At 73.4% G+C, this 26,874-nt stretch carries 24 protein-coding genes; 9 read left to right on the plus strand and 15 right to left on the minus strand.

The annotated features are described in order from the left end of the window. Positions 1-156: 156 nt before the first annotated feature. Positions 157-1,509 carry a class II 3-deoxy-7-phosphoheptulonate synthase gene (locus ACFWJO_RS14355; RefSeq protein ID WP_386865012.1) on the minus strand — a complete coding sequence of 451 codons (1,353 nt, stop codon included), beginning with the start codon at positions 1,507-1,509 and terminating at the stop codon, positions 157-159. A 160-nt stretch (positions 1,510-1,669) separates the two neighbouring features. Here ACFWJO_RS14355 and ACFWJO_RS14360 point away from each other — a divergent pair, with 160 nt between their 5' ends. The 3 genes from ACFWJO_RS14360 to ACFWJO_RS14370 all read left to right on the plus strand — a co-directional run bounded on the left by ACFWJO_RS14360 (position 1,670) and on the right by ACFWJO_RS14370 (position 6,550). Further along, positions 1,670-4,465, plus strand: a complete 2,796-nt coding sequence (locus tag ACFWJO_RS14360; RefSeq protein WP_386865013.1) for an N-acetylmuramoyl-L-alanine amidase — start codon at positions 1,670-1,672, stop codon at positions 4,463-4,465. 25 nt (positions 4,466-4,490) lie between these two features. Further along, positions 4,491-4,547 carry a trp operon leader peptide gene (locus ACFWJO_RS14365; RefSeq protein ID WP_078513512.1) on the plus strand — a complete coding sequence of 19 codons (57 nt, stop codon included), beginning with the start codon at positions 4,491-4,493 and terminating at the stop codon, positions 4,545-4,547. A gap of 119 nt (positions 4,548-4,666) precedes the next feature. Beyond that, complete coding sequence (locus ACFWJO_RS14370; protein WP_386865014.1) at positions 4,667-6,550, plus strand: anthranilate synthase family protein; 1,884 nt, start codon at positions 4,667-4,669, stop codon at positions 6,548-6,550. A gap of 25 nt (positions 6,551-6,575) precedes the next feature. On the opposite strand, the gene ACFWJO_RS14375 is transcribed toward ACFWJO_RS14370, so the two are convergent. The 5 genes from ACFWJO_RS14375 to ACFWJO_RS14395 all read right to left on the minus strand — a co-directional run bounded on the left by ACFWJO_RS14375 (position 6,576) and on the right by ACFWJO_RS14395 (position 11,439). After that, on the minus strand, positions 6,576-7,574 hold the full coding sequence (locus tag ACFWJO_RS14375) for a 2-hydroxyacid dehydrogenase (protein WP_386865015.1): 999 nt from the start codon (positions 7,572-7,574) through the stop codon (positions 6,576-6,578). Positions 7,575-7,657: 83 nt separating this feature from the next. Continuing rightward, positions 7,658-8,647, minus strand: a complete 990-nt coding sequence (locus ACFWJO_RS14380; protein WP_386865016.1) for an ATP-dependent 6-phosphofructokinase — start codon at positions 8,645-8,647, stop codon at positions 7,658-7,660. Positions 8,648-8,758: 111 nt separating this feature from the next. Beyond that, the gene (locus tag ACFWJO_RS14385; RefSeq protein WP_386865073.1) at positions 8,759-9,406 is read right to left on the minus strand and encodes a response regulator; all 648 of its coding nucleotides are present in this window, start codon (positions 9,404-9,406) and stop codon (positions 8,759-8,761) included. A gap of 38 nt (positions 9,407-9,444) precedes the next feature. After that, positions 9,445-10,677: a MacS family sensor histidine kinase gene (gene macS / locus ACFWJO_RS14390; protein WP_386865017.1), complete on the minus strand. Its 1,233-nt coding sequence runs from the start codon at positions 10,675-10,677 to the stop codon at positions 9,445-9,447. Positions 10,678-10,707: 30 nt separating this feature from the next. Continuing rightward, positions 10,708-11,439: a lysophospholipid acyltransferase family protein gene (locus ACFWJO_RS14395; RefSeq protein WP_384420839.1), complete on the minus strand. Its 732-nt coding sequence runs from the start codon at positions 11,437-11,439 to the stop codon at positions 10,708-10,710. A gap of 236 nt (positions 11,440-11,675) precedes the next feature. Between ACFWJO_RS14395 and ACFWJO_RS14400 the strand changes: the two genes are divergently transcribed. Continuing rightward, positions 11,676-12,467, plus strand: coding sequence for an alpha/beta hydrolase (locus ACFWJO_RS14400; RefSeq protein ID WP_386865018.1), 792 nt, complete (start codon positions 11,676-11,678; stop codon positions 12,465-12,467). Beyond that, entirely contained in the window at positions 12,460-13,323 is an 864-nt protein-coding gene (locus ACFWJO_RS14405; RefSeq protein ID WP_386865019.1) for a hypothetical protein, read from the plus strand. Before ACFWJO_RS14400 ends, ACFWJO_RS14405 begins: the two co-directional genes overlap by 8 nt. A gap of 18 nt (positions 13,324-13,341) precedes the next feature. Here ACFWJO_RS14405 and ACFWJO_RS14410 read toward each other — a convergent pair whose 3' ends face one another. From ACFWJO_RS14410 to ACFWJO_RS14435, 6 genes are all read right to left on the minus strand, one after another. Further along, positions 13,342-14,097 (minus strand): endonuclease/exonuclease/phosphatase family protein, encoded by a 756-nt coding sequence (locus ACFWJO_RS14410; RefSeq protein ID WP_386865020.1) that lies wholly within the window; start codon positions 14,095-14,097, stop codon positions 13,342-13,344. A gap of 81 nt (positions 14,098-14,178) precedes the next feature. After that, positions 14,179-15,120, minus strand: coding sequence for an ROK family glucokinase (locus tag ACFWJO_RS14415; protein ID WP_386865021.1), 942 nt, complete (start codon positions 15,118-15,120; stop codon positions 14,179-14,181). Positions 15,121-15,197: 77 nt separating this feature from the next. Next, positions 15,198-15,710, minus strand: coding sequence for a DUF5304 domain-containing protein (locus tag ACFWJO_RS14420; RefSeq protein ID WP_386865022.1), 513 nt, complete (start codon positions 15,708-15,710; stop codon positions 15,198-15,200). A gap of 50 nt (positions 15,711-15,760) precedes the next feature. Continuing rightward, entirely contained in the window at positions 15,761-16,894 is a 1,134-nt protein-coding gene (locus ACFWJO_RS14425) for an ArsA family ATPase (RefSeq protein ID WP_386865023.1), read from the minus strand. A 90-nt stretch (positions 16,895-16,984) separates the two neighbouring features. Further along, positions 16,985-17,428, minus strand: a complete 444-nt coding sequence (locus ACFWJO_RS14430; protein ID WP_386865024.1) for an SRPBCC family protein — start codon at positions 17,426-17,428, stop codon at positions 16,985-16,987. An 81-nt stretch (positions 17,429-17,509) separates the two neighbouring features. Next, entirely contained in the window at positions 17,510-18,265 is a 756-nt protein-coding gene (locus ACFWJO_RS14435) for a metallophosphoesterase (protein WP_386865074.1), read from the minus strand. A gap of 271 nt (positions 18,266-18,536) precedes the next feature. On the opposite strand from ACFWJO_RS14435, the gene ACFWJO_RS14440 reads away from it, so the two are divergent. Both ACFWJO_RS14440 and ACFWJO_RS14445 read left to right on the plus strand, forming a co-directional pair. Next, positions 18,537-20,333, plus strand: a complete 1,797-nt coding sequence (locus tag ACFWJO_RS14440) for an AMP-dependent synthetase/ligase (RefSeq protein WP_386865025.1) — start codon at positions 18,537-18,539, stop codon at positions 20,331-20,333. Between the two features lie 110 nt (positions 20,334-20,443). After that, positions 20,444-20,965 carry a hypothetical protein gene (locus tag ACFWJO_RS14445; protein WP_386865026.1) on the plus strand — a complete coding sequence of 174 codons (522 nt, stop codon included), beginning with the start codon at positions 20,444-20,446 and terminating at the stop codon, positions 20,963-20,965. A gap of 48 nt (positions 20,966-21,013) precedes the next feature. Here ACFWJO_RS14445 and ACFWJO_RS14450 read toward each other — a convergent pair whose 3' ends face one another. After that, positions 21,014-22,156 carry a glycosyltransferase family 4 protein gene (locus ACFWJO_RS14450; RefSeq protein ID WP_386865027.1) on the minus strand — a complete coding sequence of 381 codons (1,143 nt, stop codon included), beginning with the start codon at positions 22,154-22,156 and terminating at the stop codon, positions 21,014-21,016. A gap of 87 nt (positions 22,157-22,243) precedes the next feature. On the opposite strand from ACFWJO_RS14450, the gene ACFWJO_RS14455 reads away from it, so the two are divergent. Then, positions 22,244-23,566, plus strand: a complete 1,323-nt coding sequence (locus ACFWJO_RS14455) for a glycosyltransferase 87 family protein (RefSeq protein WP_386865028.1) — start codon at positions 22,244-22,246, stop codon at positions 23,564-23,566. Here ACFWJO_RS14455 and ACFWJO_RS14460 read toward each other — a convergent pair. Then, on the minus strand, positions 23,518-24,927 hold the full coding sequence (locus ACFWJO_RS14460) for an MATE family efflux transporter (RefSeq protein ID WP_386865029.1): 1,410 nt from the start codon (positions 24,925-24,927) through the stop codon (positions 23,518-23,520). The two genes, ACFWJO_RS14455 and ACFWJO_RS14460, sit on opposite strands and share 49 nt — an antisense overlap. Before the next feature lie 113 nt (positions 24,928-25,040). On the opposite strand from ACFWJO_RS14460, the gene ACFWJO_RS14465 reads away from it, so the two are divergent. Next, positions 25,041-25,616 (plus strand): PadR family transcriptional regulator, encoded by a 576-nt coding sequence (locus ACFWJO_RS14465; protein WP_386865030.1) that lies wholly within the window; start codon positions 25,041-25,043, stop codon positions 25,614-25,616. Here ACFWJO_RS14465 and ACFWJO_RS14470 read toward each other — a convergent pair. Then, complete coding sequence (locus tag ACFWJO_RS14470) at positions 25,613-26,863, minus strand: hypothetical protein (protein ID WP_386865031.1); 1,251 nt, start codon at positions 26,861-26,863, stop codon at positions 25,613-25,615. The genes ACFWJO_RS14465 and ACFWJO_RS14470 overlap by 4 nt on opposite strands. Positions 26,864-26,874 lie beyond the last annotated feature (11 nt).

The raw sequence follows: 26,874 nt of genomic DNA on the forward strand, positions 1-26,874 counted from the left end.
GGGAAAAGGGGGAGTGGAGTGGGGAGGTTCCCTTTGATGGGGGGAGGGAAAAGACAAATACAGTTGGCGGGGGGTGGGGGGGGGAAAAAAGGCCCCCAGGGGAGGGGGGGGGGAACCACCAACACCCCCCCCCCCCCCACTGTCGTAGGAAGCTACTTACTGATCGCGGTACATCTCGGCCACGAGGAACGCCAGGTCCAGCGACTGGCTGCGGTTGAGCCGCGGGTCGCAGGCCGTCTCGTAGCGCTGGTGCAGGTCGTCGACGAAGATCTCGTCGCCGCCGCCCACGCACTCGGTGACGTCGTCACCGGTGAGCTCGACGTGGATGCCGCCCGGGTGGGTGCCCAGCTCCTTGTGGACCTCGAAGAAGCCCTTGACCTCGTCGAGGACATCGTCGAAGCGGCGGGTCTTGTGGCCGGAGGCCGCCTCGAAGGTGTTGCCGTGCATCGGGTCGGTCACCCAGGCGACCGTCGCGCCCGAGGCGGTGACCTTCTCGACCAGCTCGGGGAGCTTGTCGCGGACCTTGTCGGCGCCCATGCGGACGATGAAGGTCAGCCGGCCGGGCTCACGGTCCGGGTCCAGGCGGTCGATGTACGTCAGCGCCTCTTCGGCGGTGGTCGTCGGGCCGAGCTTGATGCCGATCGGGTTCGCGATCTGCGAGGCGAACTCGATGTGGGCGTGGTCGAGCTGGCGGGTCCGCTCACCGATCCAGACCATGTGGCCGGAGGTGTCGTACAGCTTGCCGGTGCGCGAGTCGGTACGCGTCAGCGCGCCCTCGTAGTCGAGGAGCAGCGCCTCGTGCGAGGCGTAGAACTCCACCGCGCGGAACTCGGCCGGGTCGGTGCCACAGGCCTTCATGAAGTTCAGCGCGTTGTCGATCTCGCGCGCCAGCTGCTCGTAGCGCTGGCCCGACGGGGAGGACTTCACGAAGTCCTGGTTCCAGGCGTGCACCTGGCGCAGGTCGGCGTAGCCACCCGTGGTGAAGGCGCGCACCAGGTTGAGCGTGGAGGCGGAGGCGTTGTACATCCGCTTGAGGCGCTCGGGGTCCGGGACGCGGGCGGCCTCGGTGAAGTCGAAGCCGTTGACGGAGTCGCCCCGGTAGGTCGGGAGCGTCACGCCGTCGCGGGTCTCGGTGGGCTTCGAGCGCGGCTTGGAGTACTGCCCGGCGATGCGGCCGACCTTGACGACGGGCACGGAGGCCGCGTACGTGAGGACGGCGCTCATCTGGAGCAGGGTCTTGAGCTTGGCCCGGATGTGGTCGGCGGACACGGCGTCGAAGGCCTCGGCGCAGTCGCCGCCCTGAAGGAGGAACGCCTCGCCACGGGCGACGGCTCCCATCCGGGCGCGCAGCTGGTCGCACTCGCCGGCGAAGACGAGCGGAGGATACGACTCGAGGTCCGCGATCACATCGCGCAGAGCCTCGGCATCGGGGTACTCGGGCTGCTGCGCCGCGGGCAGGTCTCGCCAGGTCGCCTTGGCGACGGCGTGGGTATCAGCGTTCACGGTCACGCGACAACAGTACGGGGTCTTCGCCCCGTCTCGTCCCCCTGCCCAGCTGCTGAGACACGGACCCGCCATCCGGACACGCGCGCGACACCTTCCGTGAGCCCGCGCGTTGAACAGCGCTGTTAGTTTCCGGCCCTTCCGACAACTGCACCGAGGGGTGGGTGTGATCCACAGACACCGCAAGAGACACCGCCAGGACCGCGGGCGGAGGCGACTGCTGTACGGCACGCTGGCGGGCGTCGTCGTCGGCGCCACGATCGGCACCCTCGCGGTCGCCTCCCCGGGCTCACTCGGCGGCGACGACGGCAGGAACGCCGCCGAACCCTCGCTCCGCTCGGCCTTCGCCGACGCGGCCCGCGAGTTCGACGTGCCGCAGAGCGTGCTGATGGCGGTCTCCTACCGGCAGACCCGCTGGGAGTCGCACGACGGCGAGCCCAGCACGACCGGCGCGTACAACGTCATGGGGCTGACCGACGTCGACCCCGACGACATCGAGGCGGAGGACGACGAGGAGCGCCTCGCGCACCTCAACGAGAGCGGCCGCCCGGAGATCGAGAGGACCTTCGACCGGGCCAGGGTGCTGGCCGCCCTGCCCAAGCGCGCCGTCGACACCGGTGATCCGCGGCTCCACACCGCCGACGCGGCCGCCGCGCTCATCGACGGTTCGGCGGAGTCCGTGAAGGAGGACCCGGCCCAGAGCATCCGGGCCGGCGCGGCGCTGCTCGCGGAGTACCAGCGCCAGGCCGGCGGCGGCGACGAGCTGCCGGACGCGCCCGGAGCCTGGTACCCGGCCGTCGCGCGCTACAGCCAGTCGCCCGACCGCAAGGGCGCCGAGCTCTTCGCGCGGCGCGTCTTCGAGTCGATCAGGACCGGCGAGAGCGAGCTGACCTCGGACGGCGAGCAGCTCGTCCTGCCGGCCGACCCCTCGGTACAGCCCGTCAGGCCGTCCCGGATGCCGCTCGCCGTCACCTCCGCGAGCACCGCGCAGGTCCCGACGCCCGAGTGCCCCTCCGGCCTCACCTGCAACTTCGTGCCCTCGCGCACGGCCTCCGACGGCACCACCCGCAACTACACGCTCGCCGACCGCCCGAACCAGAGTGTCGGCATCCGCCAGATCGTGATCCACGACACCGAGGGCGGCTACGACGGCTCGCTCGCCACCCTCACCAACCCGGACGTCAAGGCGAGCGCCCACTACCTGGTCCGCGCCTCCGACGGCCTGGTCACCCAGATGGTGGAGAACCGCAACCTGGCGTGGCACGCGGGCAACTGGACGCTCAACATGCACTCCATCGGCGTGGAGCACGAGGGCTACGCCATCAAGGCGGGCAGCTGGTACACCGAGTCGCAGTACGCGTCGACCGCCGCCCTGGTGAAGTTCCTGGCCGGGAAGTACGGCATCCCGCTGGACCGCGAGCACGTCATCGGGCACGACGAGGTGCCGATGCAGCTCGACGGCTACAGCAGCAGGACCCACTGGGACGCGGGCCCGTACTGGGACTGGAACCACTTCATGGCTCTGATGGGCGCGCCCACGGGCGCCGGCGGCGCGGGCGGGCTGCTCACGGCCGGCCAGGTCGTCCGGGTCGTCCCGCCGTTCACCACGGCCAACCAGCCGCCGCTGACGTACAACGGGAGCGCGGTCCCGGCCCGGCCGAGCAACTTCGGCTACCTGTACTCCGCCCCGTCGACCGGCTCGGCGCCGCTCACCGACCCGTACTTCTCCTCGCTCTGGACGGAGGGGTCGAACTGGGGCAACAAGGTCCGCGCGGGCGCCACCTACGTGGTCGCCGACCGGACCACCGACTGGACGGCCGTCTGGTACGCCGGGAAGAAGGCCTGGTTCCAGAACCCGGGCGGGCAGTACACCGTGCCGGTGACGTCCGCGCCGACCCGGGTGAGGGCCAGGGCCGGGGTGACGGTGCGGGTCTACGGCCGCTCCTATCCCGAGACCGCCGCCTACACGGCCGCGGGCCTGCAGGCGCCGACCGACGACCCGGACTTCCTGTCCAAGTACGCCCTCACGGGCGAGTACGCGAAGGCCGGCGTCGAGGTGAAGGGCGACGACTGGTTCGGCTCCGCCCAGAAGAACGTCGTCGGCACGGTCACGTACGTCCCGATCCACTACAACCACCGTCTCGCGTGGGTGCGGGCCGACCAGGTGGAGCAGGTGCCGGGCGTCGCGCCGGACCCCGGCACCACCCGGCACGACGTGCTCGCCCGTGACGCCTCCGGCGTGCTCTGGCAGTACCAGGGCAGCGGCGACCCGGCGCGCCCCTTCCTCACCCGCTACCGGGTCGGCCCCGGCTGGAACGCGTACGACGTGATCAGCGCGACGGGCGCACTGCGGGCCGACGGCACCGGGGACCTGGTCGCCCGCGACGGCTCCGGCTACCTCTGGTACTACCGGGGCACGGGCAACCCGTCGGCGCCGTTCGCGGCCCGGCTCAAGGTGGGCACCGGGTGGGGCATCTACAACCGGCTCTCCGGCGCGCGGGACGTCACCGGCGACGGCAGGGCCGATCTGATCGCCCGCGACGGTTCCGGCTACCTGTGGCTGTACAAGGGCACCGGCACCCCGTCGGCGCCGTTCGCCACCCGGGTGAGGATCGGCGGCGGCTGGAACCTGTACGACCGGCTGGTCCCGACCGGCGACATCACCGGCGACGGCAGGGCCGACCTCGTCGCCCGCGACGGCTCGGGCTACCTGTGGCTGTACAAGGGCACCGGCAGCGCCACCTCTCCGTACACCACCCGCGTGAAGATCGGCGGCGGCTGGAACCTGTACGACCGGCTGCTCGCCGTCGGCGACGTCACGGGTGACGCCCGGGCCGACCTCGTCGCCCGCGACACCTCGGGCTACCTGTGGCTGTACAAGGGCACCGGCAGCGCCACCTCCCCGTACGCCACCCGCGTGAAGATCGGCGGCGGCTGGAACGTCTACAACCTCCTGATCTGACCCGACCGTGGGTTAGAGTGCGGGCATGTTCGCGCAGACGACCCAGAACTGGTGGTGGACCGCTCATCCGGCGGCCCACTGACTGCGCGTACACCGAACGCACGCGAAGGCCGCCCGAGGGGCGGCCTTCGTCGTATCCACAGGCCGTTCCTCTCCGAATCCCGCCCCCCAGGCTCCCGGACCCCCGGAAGGAACCCGCTCATGGACCTCTCCCGTCTCCTCGACGACTCCGCCCCTCCCTTCGCCCTGCTGCGCCGCCGCACCCCCGGCCGCGACCACGACACCGTCGAGGTGCTGACCGGCCCGGTGCACGAGGCCGGGCGATTGGCCGAGCTGCCCGTGCGGGACCTGCCCACGCTGGCCCTGGTGCCGTTCCGGCAGATCCGCGAGCGCGGCTTCGACGTCCGCGACGACGGCACCCCGCTCGCGGTCCTGGTCGCCGAGGAGGCGTACGAGCTGCCGCTCGCCGACGCCCTCGCACAGCTCCCCGCCCACGACGTCCGGGTGGAGGGCGGCGGCTTCGACGTCTCCGACGAGGAGTACGGGCGGATCGTGCGGCGCGTGATCGACGAGGAGATCGGGCGCGGCGAGGGCGCCAACTTCGTCATCCGGCGCACCTTCACCGGCGAGGTCCCCGGCTTCGGGCGGGCCGACGCGCTCGCCCTGTTCCGGCGGCTGCTCACCGGCGAGCGGGGCGCGTACTGGACCTTCGTCGTCCACACGGGAGACCGCACGCTGGTCGGCGCGAGCCCGGAGGTGCACGTGCGGATGTCGGGCGGCACGGTCGTGATGAACCCGATCAGCGGCACCTACCGCTACCCGGCCGGCGCCGCGCCGACCCCCGACGACCTGCTCGCGTTCCTGGCCGACCGCAAGGAGACCGAGGAACTGTCGATGGTCGTCGACGAGGAGCTCAAGATGATGTGCACGGTCGGCGACCGGGGCGGGGTCGTGATCGGGCCGCGGCTCAAGGAGATGGCGCACCTCGCGCACACGGAGTACGAGCTGCGCGGACGCTCCTCGCTCGACGTGCGCGAGGTGCTGCGCGAGACGATGTTCGCCGCGACCGTGACCGGCTCGCCGGTGCAGAACGCCTGCCGGGTCATCGAGCGCCATGAGCCTGTCGGGCGGGACGGGGTCGGCCGCGGCTACTACGCGGGCGCGCTGGCGCTGCTGGGCACCGACGAGAACGGGGGACAGACCCTGGACTCGCCCATCCTCATCCGGACCGCCGACATCGCGGCGGACGGGACGCTGCGGGTGCCCGTCGGCGCGACGCTGGTGCGGCACTCCGACCCGGCGGGCGAGGTGGCCGAGACCCACGCCAAGGCGGCGGGCGTGCTGGCGGCCCTGGGGGTACGGGAGGGGCGGCCGCGGGACGAGGGCGCGGTGCCGCCGCGACTCGCCGAGGACCCGCGGGTGCGGGCGGCGCTCGACGCGCGGCGGGCGGATCTGGCGCCGTTCTGGCTGAGGATGCAGGTCCGGTCCGCGGAGCTGTCCGGGCACGCGCTGGTGATCGACGCGGAGGACACCTTCACCGCGATGCTGGCGCACCTGCTGCGGTCCTCGGGCCTGGAGGTGTCGGTGCTGCGCTACGACGAGCCGGGCCTCCGCGAGCTGGCGCTCGGGCACGAGGGCCCGGTGGTGCTCGGTCCCGGCCCCGGCGACCCGCAGGACGCGGCCGATCCGAAGATGCGTTTCCTGCGCGGGCTGACGGCGGAACTGCTGCGCGGCCACCGGCACGGGCTGCTCGGCGTGTGCCTGGGCCACGAGCTGATCGCGGCCGAGCTGGGCCTGGAGATCGTCCGCAAGCGGACCCCGTTCCAGGGCGCGCAGGTGCGGATCGACCTGTTCGGGCAGGAGCGGACGGTCGGCTTCTACAACAGCTTCACCGCGCGCTGCGACGAGCGGACGGCGACGGAACTGGCCCTGCACCGGATCGAGGTGAGCCGGGACGCGGCGACGGACGAGGTGCACGCGCTGCGCGGCCCCGGGTTCGCGGGCGTGCAGTTCCACCCGGAGTCGGTCCTGACGACGGAGGGGGCCGCGGTGACCGCCTCGCTGCTCGCGGGCGTGCTGGTCTGAACGGCGCGCGCTCCTGGGCGGGTGTCTAGGAGGCCCTCGGTACCAGGACGTTCGCGTCGCGCTCGCGCGCGAGGTGGTTGCGGACGTTCTGGACCGTGGTGTCGATGATCTGGCCGACCGCGTCGGCCGTGTAGTACGCCTGGTGGGAGGTGACCACGACGTTCGGGAAGGTCACCAGGCGGGCGAGGGTGTCGTCCTCGATGCCGGCGAGGGACTTGTCGAGGAAGAAGAGACCGGCCTCGGCCTCGTACACGTCGAGGCCCACGCCGGTGAAACGGCCGGCGCGCAGTTCGCGCACCAGGGCGTCGGTGTCGACGAGGCCGCCGCGGCTGGAGTTGACCAGGATCGCGTCGTCCTTCATGGCGACCAGGGCGGCCGCGTTGATGAGGTGGTGGGTGGCCGGGAGCAGGGGCACGTGAAGGCTGACCAGGTCGGCCTCGGCGAGGAGCGTCTCCTTGTCGACGTACTTCATGCCGAGTTCGAGGCAGGCGGGGTTCTGGGCGACGTCCCAGCCGAGCAGGTTCATGCCGAAGCCGTGGGCGATCCGGGTGAAGGCCTCGCCGATCCTGCCGGTGCCGAGGACGCCGACGGTACGGCCGCGCAGGTCACGGCCCATGAGCCCGTCGAGCCGGAAGTCGAAGTCGCGGGTCCGGTTGGAGGCCCGGACGATCCGCCGGTTGACGGCCATGGCGAGGGTCCAGGCGAACTCGGCGACGGAGTACGGCGAGTAGGAGGAGACGCGGGCGACGGTGAGGCCGAGCCGCTCGGCGACGTCGAGGTCGATGTTGTTGAAGCCGGTGGAGCGCTGGGCGATCATCCGGGTCCCGCCGGCCGCCAGGCTCTGCAGCACCCGCTGGTCGAGGCTGCAGTTGACGCTGGTGGAGACGACCTCGTGGCCGGCGGCGATGGGCGCCGTGTCCTCGGTGAGGAAGACGTCCAGGCACCGGACGTCGTGGTGTCCCTCGAAGGCCTTCTCGATCAGCGGCTTCTCGTCCCTCTGTACGCCGAACGCCAGGATCTCCACGGGCCCTCCGAAGACGTGCCGGAATTTTGTGGGTACGGGGCGAATATACGGGCTGGGGCCGGACCCGGCCCGGGCAGGGCGGCTCAGCCGAAGAAGACGCCCGCCTCCGCGTACAGCGCCGGGTCGACCGTCTTCAGCCGCGCCATGGCGGCGGACAGCGGGACCCGGACCACCTCGGTGCCGCGCAGCGCGACCATCGTGCCGTGCGCTCCGTCCCGTACGGCGTCCACGGCGTGCAGTCCGAAGCGGGTGGCGAGCCAGCGGTCGAAGGCGCTGGGGCTGCCGCCGCGCTGGACGTGGCCGAGGACTGTGGTGCGGGCCTCCTTGCCGGTGCGCCGCTCGATCTCGGCTGCCAGCCACTCCCCCACCGGCCCGGTGACGGGTCCGCCCGCCCGGGGCCTGGCGCCCTCGGCGACGACGAGGATCGGGGCGTAGGTGGCCTGGAAGCGGGAGGCGACCCAGGCGAGGACCTGGTCGAGGTCGAAGCGCTGCTCGGGCACGAGGATGACGTTGGCGCCGCCCGCGAGTCCGGCGTGCAGGGCGATCCAGCCGGTGTGCCGGCCCATGACCTCGACGACGAGGACCCGGCGGTGGGAGTCGGCGGTGGTGTGCAGGCGGTCGATGGCCTCGGTGGCGATGCCGACGGCGGTGTCGAAGCCGAAGGTCCAGTCGGTCGCGGAGAGGTCGTTGTCGATGGTCTTGGGGACGCCCACGACGGGCAGCCCGTGCTCGGCGTGCAGCCGGGCGGCGATGCCGAGGGTGCCGCGGCCGCCGATGGCGACCAGCGCGTCGGTGCGGTGCTTGGCCAGGTTCTCCCGGAGCCGCCGGACGCCGTCGGGGACGGCGAACGGGTCGGTGCGGGAGGAGCCGAGCACGGTGCCGCCGCGCGGCAGGATGCCGCGGACGGCCCGTACGTCGAGGGTCTCGGTGTCGCCCTCGACGACCCCGCGCCAGCCGTCGCGGAAGCCGGTGAAGCTCCAGTCGTACTCCTGGACGCCCTTGCGGACCACGGCGCGGATCACCGCGTTGAGTCCGGGACAGTCGCCTCCGCCGGTCAGCACACCGACGCGCATGGGCCGCACTCCTTCGCCGTACGTGGGGGATGCGGCCCACGCTAGTGGTGACGCGGGTCACACCGACACGGCGAAGAGGGTGAACCTTGCGGGCGGACCGGGCGTCCCGGGTCAGGCGTCGTCGAGGCCGCGCTCGATGGCGTAGCGGACGAGCTCGACCCGGTTGTGCAGCTGGAGCTTGCCGAGGGTGTTCTGGACGTGGTTCTGCACCGTGCGGTGCGAGATGACCAGGCGCTCGGCGATCTGCTTGTAGCTCAGGCCCTTGGCGACCAGGCGCAGCACCTCGGTCTCGCGGTCGGTGAGCTGCGGGGCCTTCGGCTCGTCGGCGCCGGCCGCCGGGCCGGGCTCGGAGGCGAGCCGCCGGTACTCGCCGAGGACCAGGCCGGCCAGGCCGGGTGTGAAGACGGGGTCGCCGACGGCGGTGCGGCGCACCGCGTCGATGAGCTCCTCGGTGCTGGCCGACTTCAGCAGATAACCGGTGGCGCCGGACTTGACGGCCTCCAGGACGTCGGCGTGCTCGCCGCTCGCGGAGAGCACCAGGACCCGCAGCCGCGGGTTGGCGCCGACCAGCTCCTTGCAGACCTGGACGCCGGGCTTGAGCGGCAGGTTCAGATCGAGGACCAGGACGTCCGGGTCGGCCGCGGCGGCGCGGCGCACGGCCTGCTCGCCGTCGCCGGCGGTGGCGACGACGTCGAGGCCCGCCTCGCCGAGGTCACGGGCGACCGCGTCCCGCCACATGGGGTGGTCGTCGACCACCATGACCCTGATCGGCCGCTGCGGCTGCTCGTTCTGCTCGCTCACTTCACTCCTGCCTTCCCCCGCCGTTCCCGCGGCGCGCGCGGGACCTTCAGTTCCACTTCGGTGCCCTGTCCGGGGACCGAGATCAGCTCGGCGGTGCCGCCGAGGTCACGCAGTCTGCCCCGGATGGACAGGGCGACGCCCATCCGGCCCTCCCCCTCGGCCTGCGCGAGCCGGCCCTCGGGGATGCCGGGCCCGTCGTCCCGGACGGTCACTATCACCTCGTCGCCCCAGTCCTCGACGAGGATCCAGGCGCGCGCGCCGTCTCCCGCGTGCACCCGCACGTTGTCGAGGGCGGCGCCGACGGCGGCGGCCAGTTCGCGGGCGGCCGGGGCGGGCAGGACGACGGGCGCGCCCGGGTCGGCGAGGGTGACCCGGGCCCCGGCGCGCGGCGCGAGCAGGGTCCGCAGGTCGATCTCGGCGCCGGGCTCGTCCTCGGCGTCCGGGACCTCCACGATCCGGACGACGGCGCCCTCGGACTCGTCCTCGGAGACGTGCGAGGTACGGGTGAGACCGCCGGCGACCAGGGTGCGCAGGGCGACCTCCTGTTCGCCGGCCATCCTGCCGAGTTCGGCCGCCTCGCCGCCGAGGGCGGTGCCGCGCCGCTGCACCATGGCGAGGACCTGGAGCACGCTGTCGTGGATGTCGCGGGCGAGCCGCTCGCGTTCGCGGGTGGCGGCCTCGATCTCCAGGGCCCGGGCGAGGGTGCGTTCGGAGGCGCGGGCGACCTCGACGACGTAGCCGATGGCGATGGAGGCGACCCAGACGAGGAGCACGTTGTGGAAGGTGTCCCGGCCGGGGTGGCCGCGCTCGATGATGTTGGCGACGGCGATGAGGGTGGAGGCGAGGCCGGCCCAGCGCCAGCCGCCCCTGAGTGCCCAGGTCAGGGCGGTGCCGGCGGTCCAGATCGACGGCAGGGTGGGGTGGTCGGTCGACTGGGCGTGGATGTCCGCGAGCGGGGTGAGGAGGATGCCGGTGAGCGCGACCGTCAGGTCGGCGACCAGGAAACGCTTGGTGCAGCCGACGGCGTTCGCCACCTTGGGGAGGGTCGCGAGGGTCCACACGCACAGGACGGCGAGGAAGGCGACGGCTATCCAGGGCCGTTCGTACCGCTCGCGTCCGAAGACGAAGATCAGCACCGCGTAGACCATGGTGCCCACGCGGTAGCCGGTGACCGCGCGCCACAGCGGCTGCTCGACCGACATGCGCACGACACGTTCGCGTCTGGCCATGTTCCCTACCCCCACCGCGCCCGCCAGGGGTCAGGCGCCGGACTCTTCCCGTGCCGCGATCTCGGCCTTGACGGCCTCCTTGGCGGCCTTCTCGGCCTCCGCGATCTGCCGCTTGGCGGCCGTCGCGTAGATGTCGACGTACTCCTGGCCGGACAGCTTCATGATCTCGTACATGACCTCGTCGGTCACCGAGCGCAGGATGAAGCGGTCGCCCTCCATGCCGCGGTAGCGGCTGAAGTCGAGCGGCTTGCCGATCCGGATGCCCGGGCGCATCAGCTTGGGCACGACCTTGCCGGGCGGCTGGATCTTCTCGGTGTCGATCATCGCGACCGGGATCACCGGCGCGCCGGTGGCGAGCGCCACGCGCGCGAGGCCGCCGGGCTTGCCGCGGTAGAGCCGGCCGTCGGGCGAGCGGGTGCCCTCGGGGTAGATCCCGAAGAGGCCGCCCTTCTCGATGACCTCGATGCCGGCCTTGATCGCCGCCTCGCCGGCGCCGCGCGCGCCGGAGCGGTCGACCGGGAGCTGGCCGACGCCCTTGAAGAAGGCGGCCGTCAGCCGCCCCTTCACGCCGGGCGTGGTGAAGTACTCGGCCTTGGCGATGAAGGTCACCTTGCGGTCGAGGACGGCCGGCAGGAAGAAGGAGTCCGAGAAGGAGAGGTGGTTGCTCGCGAGGATCGCCGGCCCCTCGGCGGGAACGTTCTCGAGGCCCTCCACCCAGGGCCTGAAGGCGAGCTTCAGGGACCCTCCGAGGGAGAACTTCATTGCGCCGTAGATCAACTCGCCATGCCTTCCGTGTGCCGTCACGACGACCTTATCCCGTACCGGCCCGGCCTGATCGCCGCAGGCGCCGCGGCTCGGGCCGGAACGCCGCTCCCCGGGGTGCGAACGGCCCTGGTCGGTGTCGGTCCGGTCGCGTACGGTGAAAGCCTTCCCCTTACCGAAGCCGCTTCGGCCGCCCGCGAGAGCGGGGCCCGGAGTCGAACCCGACAGGAGACCCCGTGCCGGTCCTTCCTGGAGCCGAGCCGTACCGCCACGAGGGCGGAGAGGTCGGCGTCCTTCTCTGTCACGGATTCACCGGTTCCCCGCAGTCGATGCGCCCCTGGGCCGAGTATCTGGCCGGGCGCGGACTGACGGTGTCGCTGCCGCTGCTGCCCGGGCACGGCACCCGCTGGCAGGACATGCAGCTCACCACCTGGCACGACTGGTACGCGGAGGTGGACCGGGAGCTGCGGGAGCTGACCGCGCGCTGCGAGCGGGTCTTCGTCATGGGCCTGTCGATGGGCGGCGCCCTCACGCTGCGGCTCGCGGCGAGGCACGGCGACGCGATCAGCGGCATCGTGCTCGTCAACCCGGGCAACAAGGTGCACGGCCTGGCGGCGTACGCGCTGCCGGTCATCCGCCACTTCGTGCCGTCCACCAAGGGCATCGCCAGCGACATCGCGAAGGACGGCGTGGACGAGGTCGGCTACGACCGGGTGCCGCTGCACGCGGCGCACTCGCTGCGGCGCTTCTTCCGGGTCGTGGACGGCGAACTGCCGCAGGTCACGCAGCCGATGGTGCTGCTGCACAGCCCGCAGGACCACGTGGTGCCGCCGGCCGACTCGGCACGGATCCTCGGCCGGGTCTCGTCGACGGACGTCAGGGAGGTCCTGCTGGAACAGAGCTACCACGTGGCGACGTTGGACCACGACATGGAGCGGATCTTCGAGGAGAGCTGGGCGTTCGTGACCCGGCTCGCCCCGGAGCTGGTCGGGGAGAACGCCGAGAAGGGAAGCGCGAGCGGTGGCTGAGCAGCAGGACGGGGAGCGCGAGCCGCAGCCCATCGACGAGGAGGCGGCCTGGGCCGCGATCGTCGCGGGGTACGGCGAGGAGCCCGCCGATCCTCCGGGCGCGCGCCCGTTCCGCCCGGTGGAGGACCTGGCGCTGCCGGAGCCTCCGGAGGAGGACGGCGGGGAGGGCGAGGAGAGGGCTCCCGGGTCCGGCTCCGGACCTTCCGGCGCGGCCGGACCTTCCGGCGCGGCCGGCACGCCCGCTGTGGCCGGTGCGGCCGGGACCTCCGGTGCCGACGGGGCCTCCGGCGCGGCCGGAGCTTCCGGTGCCGACGGGACCTCCGGCGCGGCCGGGGCTTCCGGTGCCGACGGCACGTCCGGCGGGTCCGCGGGCTTGGAGAAGCCGGACAAGTTCCGCAAGCCGGAGGCGCCCGGGGCGGCCGACGGACGCGCGGGGTCCGACGGGGCCGACGGGTCCGGGAAGCCGGACGACGAGCCGGGGAAGCCCGCGCTGGGCTCGTCCGTGGTCTTCGCGCCGGGCGTGGGCCTGGGCGGCGGGCCGCGCGACTACTCGCTCGCCGAGCCGGACGATTCCGACGGGGCGGCCGGGGCCTCGGACGAGGGCCACTTCGTGCCGCCGGAGCCGCCGCCGCTCCCGGAGGCCGACACCACGACCAAGTTCGCCTGGCTCGCGGTGGTCGGCGGCCCCGTCCTGATGCTCCTGGCCGTGCTGTTCCAGTGGGACATGACGTGGTGGCTCACCACCGTGTGCGTGGGCGGCTTCCTGGGCGGCTTCGTGACGCTGGTGGCCCGGATGAAGCACGACGACGAGGACGACGACGGCTTCGACGACCCGGGCCGCGGCGCCGTGGTGTGAGCCCTGGGCAGATGCCCCCTAGGCAGCGGGAACGACGGCAGGGACACGGACCACCGCCAGCACCGGCAGGTGGTCCGTCGCCGTTCGCAGGTCCCGGGGGTCGAGGTCCGTCGGGACGCCGCAGGCCAGGAAGTCGATGCCCGGCGTGGCGAGGATCGCGTCGATGCGGCGGTCGGGGGCCGTGACCGGCCAGGTGTGTTCCGCGCCCCAGGGAGCGATGTCCCAGCCGTCCTGGAGTTCCTTCGCCAGGCGGGTCCGGCTCCGGCCGCCGGGGCGCTCGTTGAGGTCGCCCGCGACGACGGTGTACGGCGTGCCGAGCGCGGCGACGCGGTCGAGGACCAGCCCCGCCTGCGCGTAGCGCTCGTCCTCGCGCAGGCTCAGGTGGCAGCTGATCAGGCCGAGCCGCGCACCGCCGACGCGGACCACGGCGGTGGCGAGGCCGCGCCGGTGCAGCCCCGGGGTGAGCGGCAGCAGGATGTCCTCGGTGCGTTCCACGGTGGCCCGCAGCGAGCACATCAGCAGCGGTCCGGCGGCCGTGGCTCCGCCGCTCAGCACGACGAGTTCGCTCTTGGCGGCCAGCCGCGCCGCGTGCTTGCGCCAGCGGAAGAAGCGCGGGGCCTCCTGGACGAGGACGAGGTCGGGGGCGCAGGCCCGGATCACCCGGGCGAGCGCGTCCTCGTCGTCGCGCATCGAGCGCACGTTGTAGCAGAGGATCCGTACCACGGCGGAACCATCGGGCTCGGTACGGGAGTTGGGCAGCTCGCTCATCGCCATGGAGCCACCATAAGCACGGTGCCCGCCGCGCCCCAGAGGGCACGACGGGCACCAGGGTGTGAACGGCCCGAGGAGCCGGCCTCAGCCCTGGCGGGCGAGGTCGGCCGCGCCGACCAGACCGGCCTTGTTGCCGAGCTGCGCGGCGAGCACCTGGGCGTGGGGACGCCACTGGCCGCCGATCAGCCAGCGCCGGAAGGACTTCCGGATCGGGTCGAGGACCAGCTCGCCCTCGTCGGAGACGCCGCCGCCGACGATGAAGGCCGACGGGTCGAACAGCGACGCCAGGTCCGCGAGTCCGGCACCCGCCCAGCGGGCGAGCTCGCGGAAGGAGTCGACGGCCACCTTGTCGCCCGCGCGGGCCGCCTCGCTGACGTGCTTGCCCTCGATGCCGGCGGGGGTGCCGTCGCCGAGGCCGAGGAGGATCTCCGCGTTCTCGGGGGTGGCGGCGGCGCGCTGCCTGGCGTACCGGACGAGGGCGCGCCCGGAGGCGTACTGCTCCCAGCAGCCCTGGCTGCCGCAGCCGCACAGCAGTCCGTCGGGGACGACGCGGATGTGGCCGAACTCCGCCGCCACGCCGAAGCGGCCGCGGCGCAGCTTGTTGCCGATGATGATGCCGCCGCCGAGACCGGTGCCCAGCGTGATGCAGATGACGTCCTCGTGGCCCTGGCCGGCGCCGAAGCGGTACTCGCCCCAGGCTGCGGCGTTGGCGTCGTTCTCCACGACGACGGGGAGGCCGACGCGCTGTTCGACCTTGTCCTTCAGCGGCTCGTGGCGCCAGTCGATGTTGGGTGCGAAGAGGACGGTGGCGCGCTTGTCGTCGACGTAGCCCGCGGCTCCGATGCCGACGGCCTCGATCTGGTACCCCTTGCCCGCCTCGGAGACCGCGGCGCAGATGGCGTCGACGATGCCCTCGGGGGTCGGCGGGGTGGGCACGGTGTGCGTGTCGAGGATGTTGCCGTCCTCGTCCACCACGCCGGCCGCGATCTTCGTGCCGCCGATGTCGACGCCGATGGTGAGTCCCATGTGTCCCTCAGTTTTCGGTCGAGCCCCGCTACGGCCCACCGTACCCGAGGAGGACGGTCCTCCTGATCAGTCCGGGATCAGTCGAGGTCGATGTGCTGCCCGGTGGCGGGCCCGTCCTCGGGGCCGTCGGTGCCGTCGCCCCGCCGCCCGTCCCCGGGTTCGTTCCGTGGTTCGTCCCGGCCGTCGTTCCGGGGTTCGTCCTGCTCGGCCGCGCCCGTGGCCTGGCGGGTGTCGCCGCGGGTCCAGCGGGCCTCCTGGCCCTGGACGGCGGAGCGGTAGGCGGCGAGCAGCTCGTTCCCGGCGGCGGCGAGATGGTCGAAGACCTGCGGGTTGCGCTCGATGACGGGCTCGACGAGGGCCTTCGCCTGGTTGACGACCTGCTGGACGGTGGCCGCGGCCTGGCCGCCGGCGAGGGAGCCGCCGAGCGGGCCGCCCAGGGTGCCGGAGAGCTTGTCGGCGACGGCCTCGAAGAGCTTGCGGAACTCCTCGGCCGGGGAGCCGGGCTGCTCACCGGCCCGCGCGCGGCGGCGGGCCTTCTCTGCCTCCAGGTCCTCGGCGCAGGCCTCGGACCAGGCGTCCGCATCGCTCATGGCGTACTCCTCAGGTCTTCTACGGTCGACGGTACACGCCCCGCGCCGGGTCAGGGAGCGGTCCTCGGCCACAGGCCGGGGTCGGGCGTGAACCGGATCCGCAGGTCGCCCTCGACGAGCCCGGCGCCGGTGACGGTGCAGCGGCGCAGTACCGCGGGCAGCGGGACGGCGCGGCGGAACGGCCCGGCGCCGAGCAGGAGTTCGTCTCCCCGGCGGACGAGCGAGAGGCCGTCCTTGACGGCTCCGGGCAGGGGGATGTGCCAGACGAGCATGCCGTCCTCGTCGCGCCGGTCCTCGACGGTCCACGCGGGCGGGGCGGCGGGCGCGGCCGGGCCGCTCACCGCGAGCAGGGCGAGGTCCTCGGGGCCGCGCACGGCGCGCCCGAGGTGCGGCAGCTCGTGCAGGCCGGGGTGGATCTCGCGCAGGGCGGCGAGGTGGCGGTGCTGTTCGGCGGCGAGGCCGGCGAACCAGGGGTCGGGCGAGTCGGCGGGCAGCACCCGGTTGGCGACGACGCCTTCCAGGGCCAGGCCCTGCAGGGCGAGACCGAGCCGGGCGGTGCTCAGCGCGTCCTCGGCGCCGGGCCCCGGCTCGACGACGAGCCGTACGGCGGTGCCGGGCGCGTCGAGGACGTCCTGGACGGCGGCCAGCTCGGCGTCCCAGCGGGCGGTCGCCTCGTACAGCCACTGCGCGGGCATCGGTACGCCGGCGAGCTGGGCGAGCATGGGGCGCAGCGCGCGGGCGGCCTGGCGCTCGGGCGGGAGGAGGCGGCGCAGGTAGCGCCGCAGCTGGGCGGGCAGGGCGAGCAGGGCGAGGGCCTCGGTCACCGGCGGCAGGTCGACGACGAGCAGGTCCGAGTCCCCGGCGGCGGCGTCCCGCAGGGCCCTGAGCAGGGCGAAGTCGCGGCTTCCGGGAAGGGCGGTCAGCTCGGCGTCCTCGAAGGGCGCGGCGCCGAGCAGGTCGAGGGCGGCACCCGAGCGGGCCTGGAAGGCCAGGAACTCCCGGCGGAAGTCCGCGGCGGGATCGGGCACGTGCAGGCGCAGGGGCTCGCCGGCCACGGCCGCGGGGTCGGCGTCGGCCGACACCAGCAGCACGCGATGCCCGGCCCGGGCGCCGGCGAGCGCGGTACCGACGGCCACGGAGGTCCGCCCGGCGCCGCCGTTCCCGGTGACAAGAATGATCCGCATGCGCCGACCGTACCGGCGTCCGCGCCGGACGACGGCGGTGAGGGCCGGGGGCCGCCCGGGCCACGGGTCCCGGACGGCTGCGGGTCGTGGTTACTTCGGGGACTCGACCCGGGCCTTCAGGCCCGCCAGGGCGCGGTCGATGATGACCTTCTCGGCCTTGCGCTTGATCATGCCGAGCATCGGGATCTTGACGTCGACGGTCAGCTGGTACGTCACCTCGGTGCGCCTGCCGTCCGCGGTCGGGGCGAGGCGGTAGGAGCCGTCGAGGGCGCGGAGCATCTGGGACCTGACCAGGGTCCAGCTGACCTCGTGGTCACCGGTCCAGGTGTAGGCGAGGGTGTGGTCGTCCCGGATCGCGCCGGCGTCCAGGAGCAGCCGGACCTTCTCGGCGCGGCCGGCCTCGTCCGTCTCCAGGACCTCGGCCTCCTTCACCTCGCCCGTCCACTCGGGGTAGCGGGCGAAGTCGGCGATCACGTTCATGACCTCGGCCGGGGCCGCCTCGATGGTGATGCTCGAGCTGGTGTGTTCCGCCATCGCGGGGGCTCCTCGTATGGGCGCGATTCGTCAGTCTGCGTGCAGGCTATCGCGGCCCCGTCACGCGCCCGTACGCGACCGTCACCACTCCAGGGTCCACGGCCGGCCGGTCGCCGCGAAGTGCCCGACGTTGACGCACTCGGTCGCCCCGACCCGCATGCGGCGGGCCAGCGGCTGGTGGACGTGGCCGAAGAGGGCGTACCGCGGGCGGACCCGGCGGATGGCGTCGAGGAGGGCTCGGCTGCCGCGCTCGAAGCGGCGGGCGACGGTGTCGTAGGTGAGCTCGGGCACGTCCGGCGGGATGTGGGAGCAGAGCACGTCGACCTCGCCGAGCGCCTCGACCTTCGCCGCGTACTCCTCGTCGGAGATCTCGTACGGCGTGCGCATCGGGGTGCGCAGGCCGCCGCCGACGAAGCCGAAGACCAGGCCGTCGAGCTCGACGCGGTCGCCGTCGAGGACGGTGGTGCCGGGGCGCGCGTACTCGGGCCACAGGCCGGGGATGTCGACGTTGCCGTAGGTGGCGTAGGTGGGCGTGGGGAAGGCGGCGAACATCTCGGCGTACTGGCGGCGGACGGCCGATTCGATGGCCGTGGCCCGGTCGATGCCGAGTTCGGCCCAGAGCCGGCGGCCGAGGTCGCGGGCCTCGTCGAAGCGGCGGGCGGTGCGCAGCTCGACGATGAGGTCGGCGTTCTCGACGCCGAAGAGGTCGGGGAAGATGCCGCGGCTGTGGTCGGCGTAGTCGAGGAAGAGCACCAGGTCGCCGAGGCATATCAGGGCGTCGGCGCCCTCCCCCGCCTTGGCGAGGGCTCCGGTGTTGCCGTGCACGTCGCTCACCACGTTGATCCTCATGACGTCAGCCTAGGGGGTGCGACCTGCGGTTACTTGGGAGTCGGGAAAGCGGTGGACTACTGTGCGGCGAGGAACGCCATCCATGTGTGACGCACGGAACATCTGGCCTGAACCCTCTATCCGGAACCGTGTACTGATGGGTAACGTCCGGGCAGTCCACAGTCGTGCTCACCCCCACGAAGAGCACCTGCCCGATCATGGACCGCACCGGTGCATCACACAGAGCCGTGGCGCCGGCGCCCGATGAGGAGCAGCAGTCTTGCGCGAGTTCAGCCTTCCGGCCCTGTACGAGGTCCCCTCGGACGGCAACCTGACGGATCTCATCCGCCGCAACGCCTCCCAGCACCCAGATGTCGCCGTGATGGGCCGCAAGGTCGCGGGGGTCTGGACCGACGTCACCGCGAAGCAGTTCCTCGCCGAGGTCAGGGGTGCGGCGAAGGGCCTGGTCGCGGCCGGTGTCGAGCCGGGCGACCGGGTCGCGCTGCTGTCCCGTACCCGTTACGAGTGGGTGCTCCTGGACTTCGCGATCTGGAGCGCGGGCGCGGTGACCGTGCCGGTGTACGAGACCAGCTCGCCGGAGCAGATCCAGTGGATCCTGGGCGACTCGGGCGCGTCCCTGGCGCTCGTCGAGACCGCGGCGCACGAGGCCTCGGTGGAGTCGGTGCGGGCGAACCTGCCGGCCCTGAAGAGCGTGCGGCAGATCGAGGCGGACGCGATCGCCCGTCTGACCGCCGAGGGCGCGGACGTCTCCGACGAGGAGCTCGACCGCCGGATGTCGACCGCGCACGCGGACGACCCGGCGACGATCGTCTACACCTCGGGCACCACCGGCCGCCCCAAGGGCTGCGTGCTGACCCACCGCGCGTTCTTCGCCGAGTGCGGCAACGTGGTCGAGCGGCTGAAGCCGCTGTTCCGTACGGGCGAGTGCTCGGTCCTGCTGTTCCTGCCGGCCGCGCACGTCTTCGGGCGGCTGGTCGAGGTCGCCTCCGTGATGGCGCCGATCAAGCTCGGCTGCGTGCCCGACATCAAGAACCTCACCGACGAGCTCGCGGCCTTCCGGCCGACGCTGATCCTCGGTGTGCCGCGGGTCTTCGAGAAGGTCTACAACTCGGCCCGGGCGAAGGCGCAGGCCGACGGCAAGGGCAGGATCTTCGACAAGGCCGCGCACACCGCGATCGCCTACAGCCGCGCGCTGAGCACGCCGCAGGGCCCGTCGTTCGGTCTGCGGCTGAAGCACAAGGTCTTCGACAAGCTGGTGTTCAGCAAGCTGCGGGCGGTGCTCGGCGGGCGCGGCGAGTACGCGATCTCCGGCGGCGCGCCGCTGGGCGAGCGGCTCGGCCACTTCTTCCGCGGCATCGGCTTCACGGTCCTGGAGGGCTACGGCCTGACGGAGTCGTGCGCGGCGACCGCGTTCAACCCGTGGGACCGGCAGAAGATCGGCACGGTCGGCCAGCCGCTGCCGGGCTCGGTGGTGCGGATCGCCGACGACGGCGAGGTGCTGCTGCACGGCGAGCACGTCTTCTCCGGCTACTGGAACAACGAGGCCGCGACGGCGGAGGCGCTGGCGGACGGCTGGTTCCACACCGGGGACATCGGCACGCTCGACGAGGACGGCTACCTCGCGATCACCGGCCGCAAGAAGGAGATCCTGGTGACGGCGGGCGGCAAGAACGTCGCCCCGGCGGTCATCGAGGACCGGATCAGGGCGCACGCCCTGGTCGCCGAGTGCATGGTCGTGGGCGACGGGCGGCCGTTCGTGGGCGCGCTGGTCACCATCGACGAGGAATTCCTCGGCCGTTGGGCGGCCGAGCACGGCAAGCCGGCCGGCGCGACGGCGGCCTCGCTGCGCGAGGACGCGGACCTGCTCGCGGAGGTCCAGCGCGCGGTGGACGACGGCAACGCGGCGGTCTCGAAGGCGGAGTCGGTGCGGAAGTTCCGTATCCTGTCGACGCAGTTCACGGAGGAGGCGGGGCACATCACCCCGTCGCTGAAGCTGAAGCGCAACGTGGTGGCGAAGGACTTCGCCGACGAGATCGAGGCGATCTACCGAGCCTGACGGTTCATCGGAACGCCCTCGGCGGGCCCGTGTCACGGGCCGGCCGGGGGCGTTCGCGCGCGTCAGGACCGGAATGGTCAATTCCGTACACACGAGAGGAAATCGCCGTCATGCGGCTCCAGCGAACCACCGCCGCCCTGGGCGCGGCCCTCACCGCCCTCGTCGCCCTCACCGGGTGCAGCAGCTCCTGGGGCGAGGACGCCGGTCTGCCGGCGGCCGGCGACATGGCGGCGATCGAGAAGCTCGTCGGGGCCCGCACGATGTGCAGCGACCTGCGCACGGGCACGGCCGGCGGCACCATGAGCGAGGAGTCCCGGGACCCGGCCTGGGCGGTCAGGGAGCGCGGGGTGTGCGGCGACGACGCCGGTGACACGCTCACGCTGCTGTCCGTCTCGGACATGGAGAAGTTCCAGGAGTCCGCGAAGAAGGCCGCCGCGGCGGGCCACGCCACCCGCTTCCTGCTCGGCCAGGACTTCGCGGTGGTGACGGCGGACCCGAAGGCGGCGCGCGACCTGATGGCCTCCGACGTCCTGCTCTTCACCTGCGAGCAGGGCTTCAACGTCCCGGACGGCTACCGCAGCGAGAAGCTGCTCGTCGACGGCTGCGCCCTGACGGACTACCTCCCGGCCTAGCAAGGGGGCCCGGCACGGGGCCCCGACACCGGTCGCCCCGGCCGCTCGCTACAGCAGTTCCCTCAGACGGTCCGCCAGGAGGTCCCAGCGCCAGCGGTCCTCGACCCACTGCCGGCCCCGCTCGCCCATGCGGGTGCGCAGCTCGGGGTCGAGGAGGAGCGTGGCGATGCGGTCGGCGGACTCCTCGGGGACGCCGCCACGGACGACCCAGCCGGTCTCGCCGTCGAGGACGGCGTCCGGTGCGCCGCCGGAGTCGCCGGCGACCACCGGAAGGCCGGTCGCGGAGGCCTCCAGGTAGACGATGCCGAGGCCCTCGACGTCCAGGCCGCCGCGGCGGGTGCGGCAGGGCATGGCGAAGACGTCGCCCGCGCCGTAGTGGGCGGGGAGCTCCGACCACGGGACGGCGCCGGTGAAGCGGACGGAGGCGGCGACGCCCGTGCGGACGGCGAGCTTCCGCAGGTCCTGCTCGTACGGTCCGCCGCCGACAATCAGGAGCACGGCGTCCGGCACCCGCCGCAGGATCTCCGGCATGGCGAGGATCAGCGTGTCCTGGCCCTTGCGCGGCACCAGCCGCGACACGCACACGACCACGGGCCGGTCGCTCAGGCCGAGCCGCTCGCGCACCTCGGCGCCGCCCGAGTCGGGGTGGAAGGTCTTCTCGTCGACGCCCGGCGGCAGCTGCACCATGCGCGCGGCGGCGGCCGGGCTGAGCGCGGTCGCGATCCGGGAGCGGGTGTACTCGCCGAGATACGTGAGGGTGTCCGTGCCCTCGCCGATCCGTCCAAGCAGCTGCCGCGCCGCGGGCAGCTGCGCCCATCCGGCCTCGTGCCCGTGCGTCGTGGCGACGAGGCGGCGCGCGCCGGCCCGGCGCAGCGCCGGGGCCATCAGGCCGAGCGGGGCCGCCGCACCGAACCACACCGACTCGCAGCCGTGCTCCCGCAGCAGCGCGGTCGCGCGCGCGGTGACCCGAGGAGTCGGCAGCAGCATGGTGGTGCGATCGCGGACGACCGTGAAAGGCTGTTCGGCGTCGAACGCGGCGGTCGCCTCGATACCCTCGCGGCTGCGCTTCCACGTGGAGGCGTAGACCACGATCCGCTCGGGATCCAGACGCAGCGCCATGTTGTGCAGGAACGCCTGGATTCCGCCCGGACGTGGCGGAAAGTCGTTGGTTACGATCAGGGTCTTGTGCATCGTGGCCGACAGTACCGCGATCGCGCCCCGAGCCCGGCACCACCACCCTCCGCCCCGGCGGACCGACAGGACAGGAACAGGACAGGTATGACGGGCGCAGTGGGCACGGCGGTACGTGACGGACTGGCGCGCGCCCGCGACGCGGTCGACACGCGCGACGGGCGACTGGCGCGACCGCTGGGCCTGTGGGCGTTCAGCCGCGGGCTGATCCTGCTGTGCGTCTTCAAGATCGTGGTGATCCCCGGCCCCGACGTGACCAGTGACGTCGAGGAGATCTACCAGGGCTGGTACGAGGTCCTGCGGACCGGCACGTACCCCATGGACGACGTCACCTGGCAGTACCCGCCGGCCGCCGCGCTCGCGATCCTCTCCCCCGCCCTGCTGCCGTTCCTCGGCTACTCCTCCGCCTTCTTCGTGCTGGCGCTGCTCTGCGACGCCTTCGTCTTCGGCCTCCTGACGTACGCGGGCCGGCGCCCGGGCCGGTCGATGCGCGGCGCCTGGCTGTGGCTGGCCGGGGTGCCGCTGCTCGGCCCGACCGCGTACTGCCGCTACGACCTGATGGTGACGGCGGTGGCCGTGGCGGGTCTGCTCGCAGCGCTGCGCAGCCCGGTCGTGCTGGGGGCGCTCGCCGGCTTCGGGGCCACCCTGAAGGTGTGGCCGGTGCTGCTGCTCGCGGGCGCGGCGCGCGGCCGGGCGGCGTTCCGCTCGACGGCCGCGGCGGCGGGCACGGCGGCCGGCGTGCTGCTGGCCTGCGGGCTCGCGGCGCCGGGCGCGCTGGCCTTCCTGGGCTTCCAGCGGGACCGGGGCACGGAGATCGAGTCGCTGGGCGCGATGGTCTTCCACGTGGCCCGGCACTTCGGCTGGCCGGGCGAGGCGCGGATGAACTACGGCTCGATCGAGTTCCTCGGCCCGGGCGTGAAGGCGGTGTCCACGGCGGCGATGCTGCTGTCGTTGGCCGCGTTCGGCTGGCTCCTGGTGTGGTGGTGGCGGGCCCGCCGCCGGACCACGGGCACCACGGCGGACGCGGCCTTCGTGGCGGTGCTGCTGTTCACCACGACGAGCCGGGTGATCAGCCCGCAGTACATGATCTGGCTGGTGGGTCTGGCCGCCGTGTGCCTGGTCTACCGGGCGAGCCGGATGCGCCGGCCCGCGTATCTGGTGCTGTGGGCGACGGCGGTCACGCAGTTCGAGTTCCCGGTGTGGTTCTCGCACGTGGGCGACAGCGATCCGCTCGGCGTCGGACTGCTCCTGGTCCGCAACGGGCTCCTGGTGGCCGCCACGTTCTCCGCGTGCCGGATCCTGTGGCGGCAGACGGTCACGGAGCCGCGCCTGGAGGCGGCGGACCCGGTGCGCCTGCCCGCTCAGGCCGACCGCGAGAGGACGCCCGTCGCGGTCTCGTCGCCCTCCTGAGGCCCGGCCCCGCCCTCCGCGGCACGGACCCGGCGGCGGTGCAGCACGCCGAGGGCCGCGCACTGGGCGGCCATCGCGAGCGCCATGGCGAGGCAGACCCCGCCGAGGCCGAGCGCGCCGGAGAGCACGTACGCCGGCGGTAGCTGCAGCAGGACGCCGCAGACGGTGATCCTGGCGAGCAGCGAGGAGTCGCCGGCGCCCTCGAAGACCCCGGCGAGGGCGATGAAGACGGCCATGAGCAGCAGGTACGGCCCGAGGCAGCGCAGGAACAGCGCGCCGGCGGCGGCGACGGCGGGCTCGGCACCGAAGCCGCGCATGACCGGCCCGGCGGCCGCGGACAGCAGCACCGCGGCCCCCGCGCCGAGCAGCCCGCCGAGGAGGAGGGCCTGCCGGCCGACGGCCCGGCGCTCCTCGCTCCCCCGCGTTCCCTGTCCCGGCCGCCCCGGGGACGGGGCCAGGGCGCCCAGCCGGTGCGCGGTGTGGATGGCCGCGGCCTGCTTGACGGCGTAGAAGGCCATGGTGGCGACGTACATGGCCTTGGTCGCGATGCCGTAGGCGGCGATCTCGGTGACGCCGATCCGGGCGACGACGGAGACCAGGGCGAGCGCCCCGGCCATGCGGACGGCGAAGTCGACGGACATCGGCAGGCCGAGGGCGGCGGTACGGCGCACGGCGGCGGTCAGGCCCTCGGCGGGCCGCGCGGCGCGGGCGGCCCGCAGGTGGGCGTTGCGGCGCAGTGCGAGGAGTCCCGCGGCGAGCGCCGCGGTGCGTCCCACGACGGTGGAGACGGCGGCTCCCTCGACTCCGTGCGCGGGGACGAGCAGGGGGTCGAGGACCAGGATCAGCCCGTTGGCGAGGAAGGCGAGCCGCATGGGCGTGCGGGTGTCGCCGGTGCCCTTGAGGACGCCGTCGAGGACGGCGGTGGCGAAGAAGACGGCCGTGCCGGGCAGGGAGATCGCGAAGTAGGCGGTGGCGAGGCCGTGTGCGGGGTGGCCGGACCCGACGAGCAGGAGGGCGGCGAGCGGCTCCCGCAACAGGTAGCCGCCGATCGCGACGGGCGGGACGAGCAGGGCGCCCAGGGCGGCTCCGCCGCGCGCGGCGGAGCGCAGGGCCCCCGGGTCGTCGGCGCCTCTGGCGCGGGCGACGAGCACGGTGGTGCCGGAGGCGGCCATGAGGACGACGCCGAGGAGCAGGTTCTCGACGTTGGTGGCGACGGCGACGGCGGCGACGGCGTCCCCGCCGAGGCGGGCGACCCAGACCATGTTGATGATCGCGGCGGCGACTCCGGCCAGGAGCTCCAGGTAGACGGGGCCGGCGAGCCGGACGAGCGTGCGGCGGTGTTCCTTCGCGGAGTCCCTCATGGACCGCTTCCCCCTCGATTCGAGATGCCTCTTTACGAGATACCTCGAATCGAGGCATCTCGTAAAGAGATAGCATGACGCCGCGTACGCGACAAGCGCGAAGGAGTCCGCCGGTGCTGGAGCTGACGATCCTGGGCTTCCTGGACGACCGGCCGTTGCACGGCTACGAGCTGAAGGAACGCATCCAGGGCCTGAGCGGCCACGTCCGCCCGGTCAGCGACGGGGCGCTCTACCCGGCGATCACCCGTCTGGTGAAGAACGGTCTCGTCGACAGCCGTACGGAGCCGGGCGCGGGTGCGGCCCCGCGCCGGGTGCTCTCGCTGACGCCCGAGGGCCGCGCGGAGCTGTTCGACCGGCTCCGCTCGCCGAAGGACGTCGAGATCACCGACGGCCATCGCTGGTTCACCCTGCTGGCCTTCCTCGGCCGGCTCCCCGACCCGGCCGGACAGGCCGCCGTCCTGCGCCGCCGCAAGGCCTTCCTCGACACCCCCGCCAGCTTCTTCTACGAGGCGGGCGCCCCGGTCCGCGCGGAACAGGAACCGGACCTCTTCCGCCGGGGCATGCTCCGCATCGCCCGGGCCACGGGCACGGCGGAGAAGGCCTGGCTGACCGAGGCCCTGGCCGAACTGGACCGCAAGGCGGCGGGGAACCAGGGCCCGTCCGGCGGATCAGGGCGGGACGCGTCCTAGGGCCGGTCCGGGCCTGATCCGCCGGGCAGGCCCCCGCCCAGCCGCTCGCGCAGCTGTTCCCGCCACTGGGCGGTGAACTCCTCCGGCGTCGTGTCCAGGACGTCCTTCAGGGCCTTCTCCAGCGCGCCCTCGCGCTGCGGGTGGGCCCCGACGGCGCGGTAGAAGGCGGTGAGGCGCTCCTCGCCCCACCGTTCGGCGATCAGCAGGCAGGCCAGCCAGCCGCTCTCGTACGCCCGGGCCATCGCCTCGCCGTCGCCGCCGAAGGCGAACTCCTTGTCGTCCGGCAGCGCGCCGGGCGTCCGGCCGGCCCGTACCGCTCGGGCGAGTTCGGGCGCGGCCTGGGCCGGGGTGCGGCCGGTGCCGCGGTAGGCGACCCAGTCGGCGAAGCCCTCGGAGAGCCAGAGCGGGGTGGCGGCGGTGGTCTGGACGCGGGTGGCCACATGGGTGGTCTCGTGGGTGAGCACGAAGCGGCGCCCGAAGTCGCCGAGCACGCCGTACGCCTCCGGGTTGACGATCACCCGGTCCGCGGGCGCCGCCGGGCCGCCGCCGACCTGGCCGGTGGTGACCGCCGCGATGCCCCGGTACGAGGCGGCGGGCGCGCCGAGCAGCCTGCCCATCGCGTCCACGGAGGCCGGGACCAGGACCACGATCCGGCCCGCCCAGGGCGAGGGCCAGGCGTCGCCGACGGCGGGCACCGCCCGGTCCGCCGCGTCCGCGATCTCCCGCAGGCGCTCCCGGCTCTGCCCCACTCCGAGGACGAGGCTGCGGCGGCCGGTCACGGTGGTGACCTCGCCCTGCTGCCACAGCTGCTGCGGGGCGCCGTCAGCGGCGCGGTCGCCGGTGACGTACCAGCGGCCGTCCCGCTCGGCGAGGTCGAGGATCCGCTCGCTGGTGGCGGGCCCGGAGTCGTAGCCCTTGATGCGGTAGCCGAGTTCGGCGCGGGCGGTGGCCCGTCCCTCGCCGGCCGGGTCGACGTCGGTCACCCGGTAGGCGACGCCGCCGAGCGGGATCGGCGCGAGCCGGTCGAACTCGGTGCGCGCGGCGGGTACGAACGCGGGGTCGAGGCCGGCGAGATAGCCGACCTCGTCACGTGCGAGCAGTGCGGCGGCGTGCCGGTCGAGCAGGCTCTGCACCTCGGCGCGCGCCGGGCCGTCCGGCTCCGGGGCCGCGCAGCCGGTGAGGGCGAGCAGCCCGGCGAGCAGGCACACGCCCGCGCCGCGCGCCGCTCCGCTCCCCTGACCTGCCACGCTCCGATCGT

The organism is Streptomyces sp. NPDC127092 (assembly GCF_042722475.1).
GTDB lineage: Bacteria > Actinomycetota > Actinomycetes > Streptomycetales > Streptomycetaceae > Streptomyces.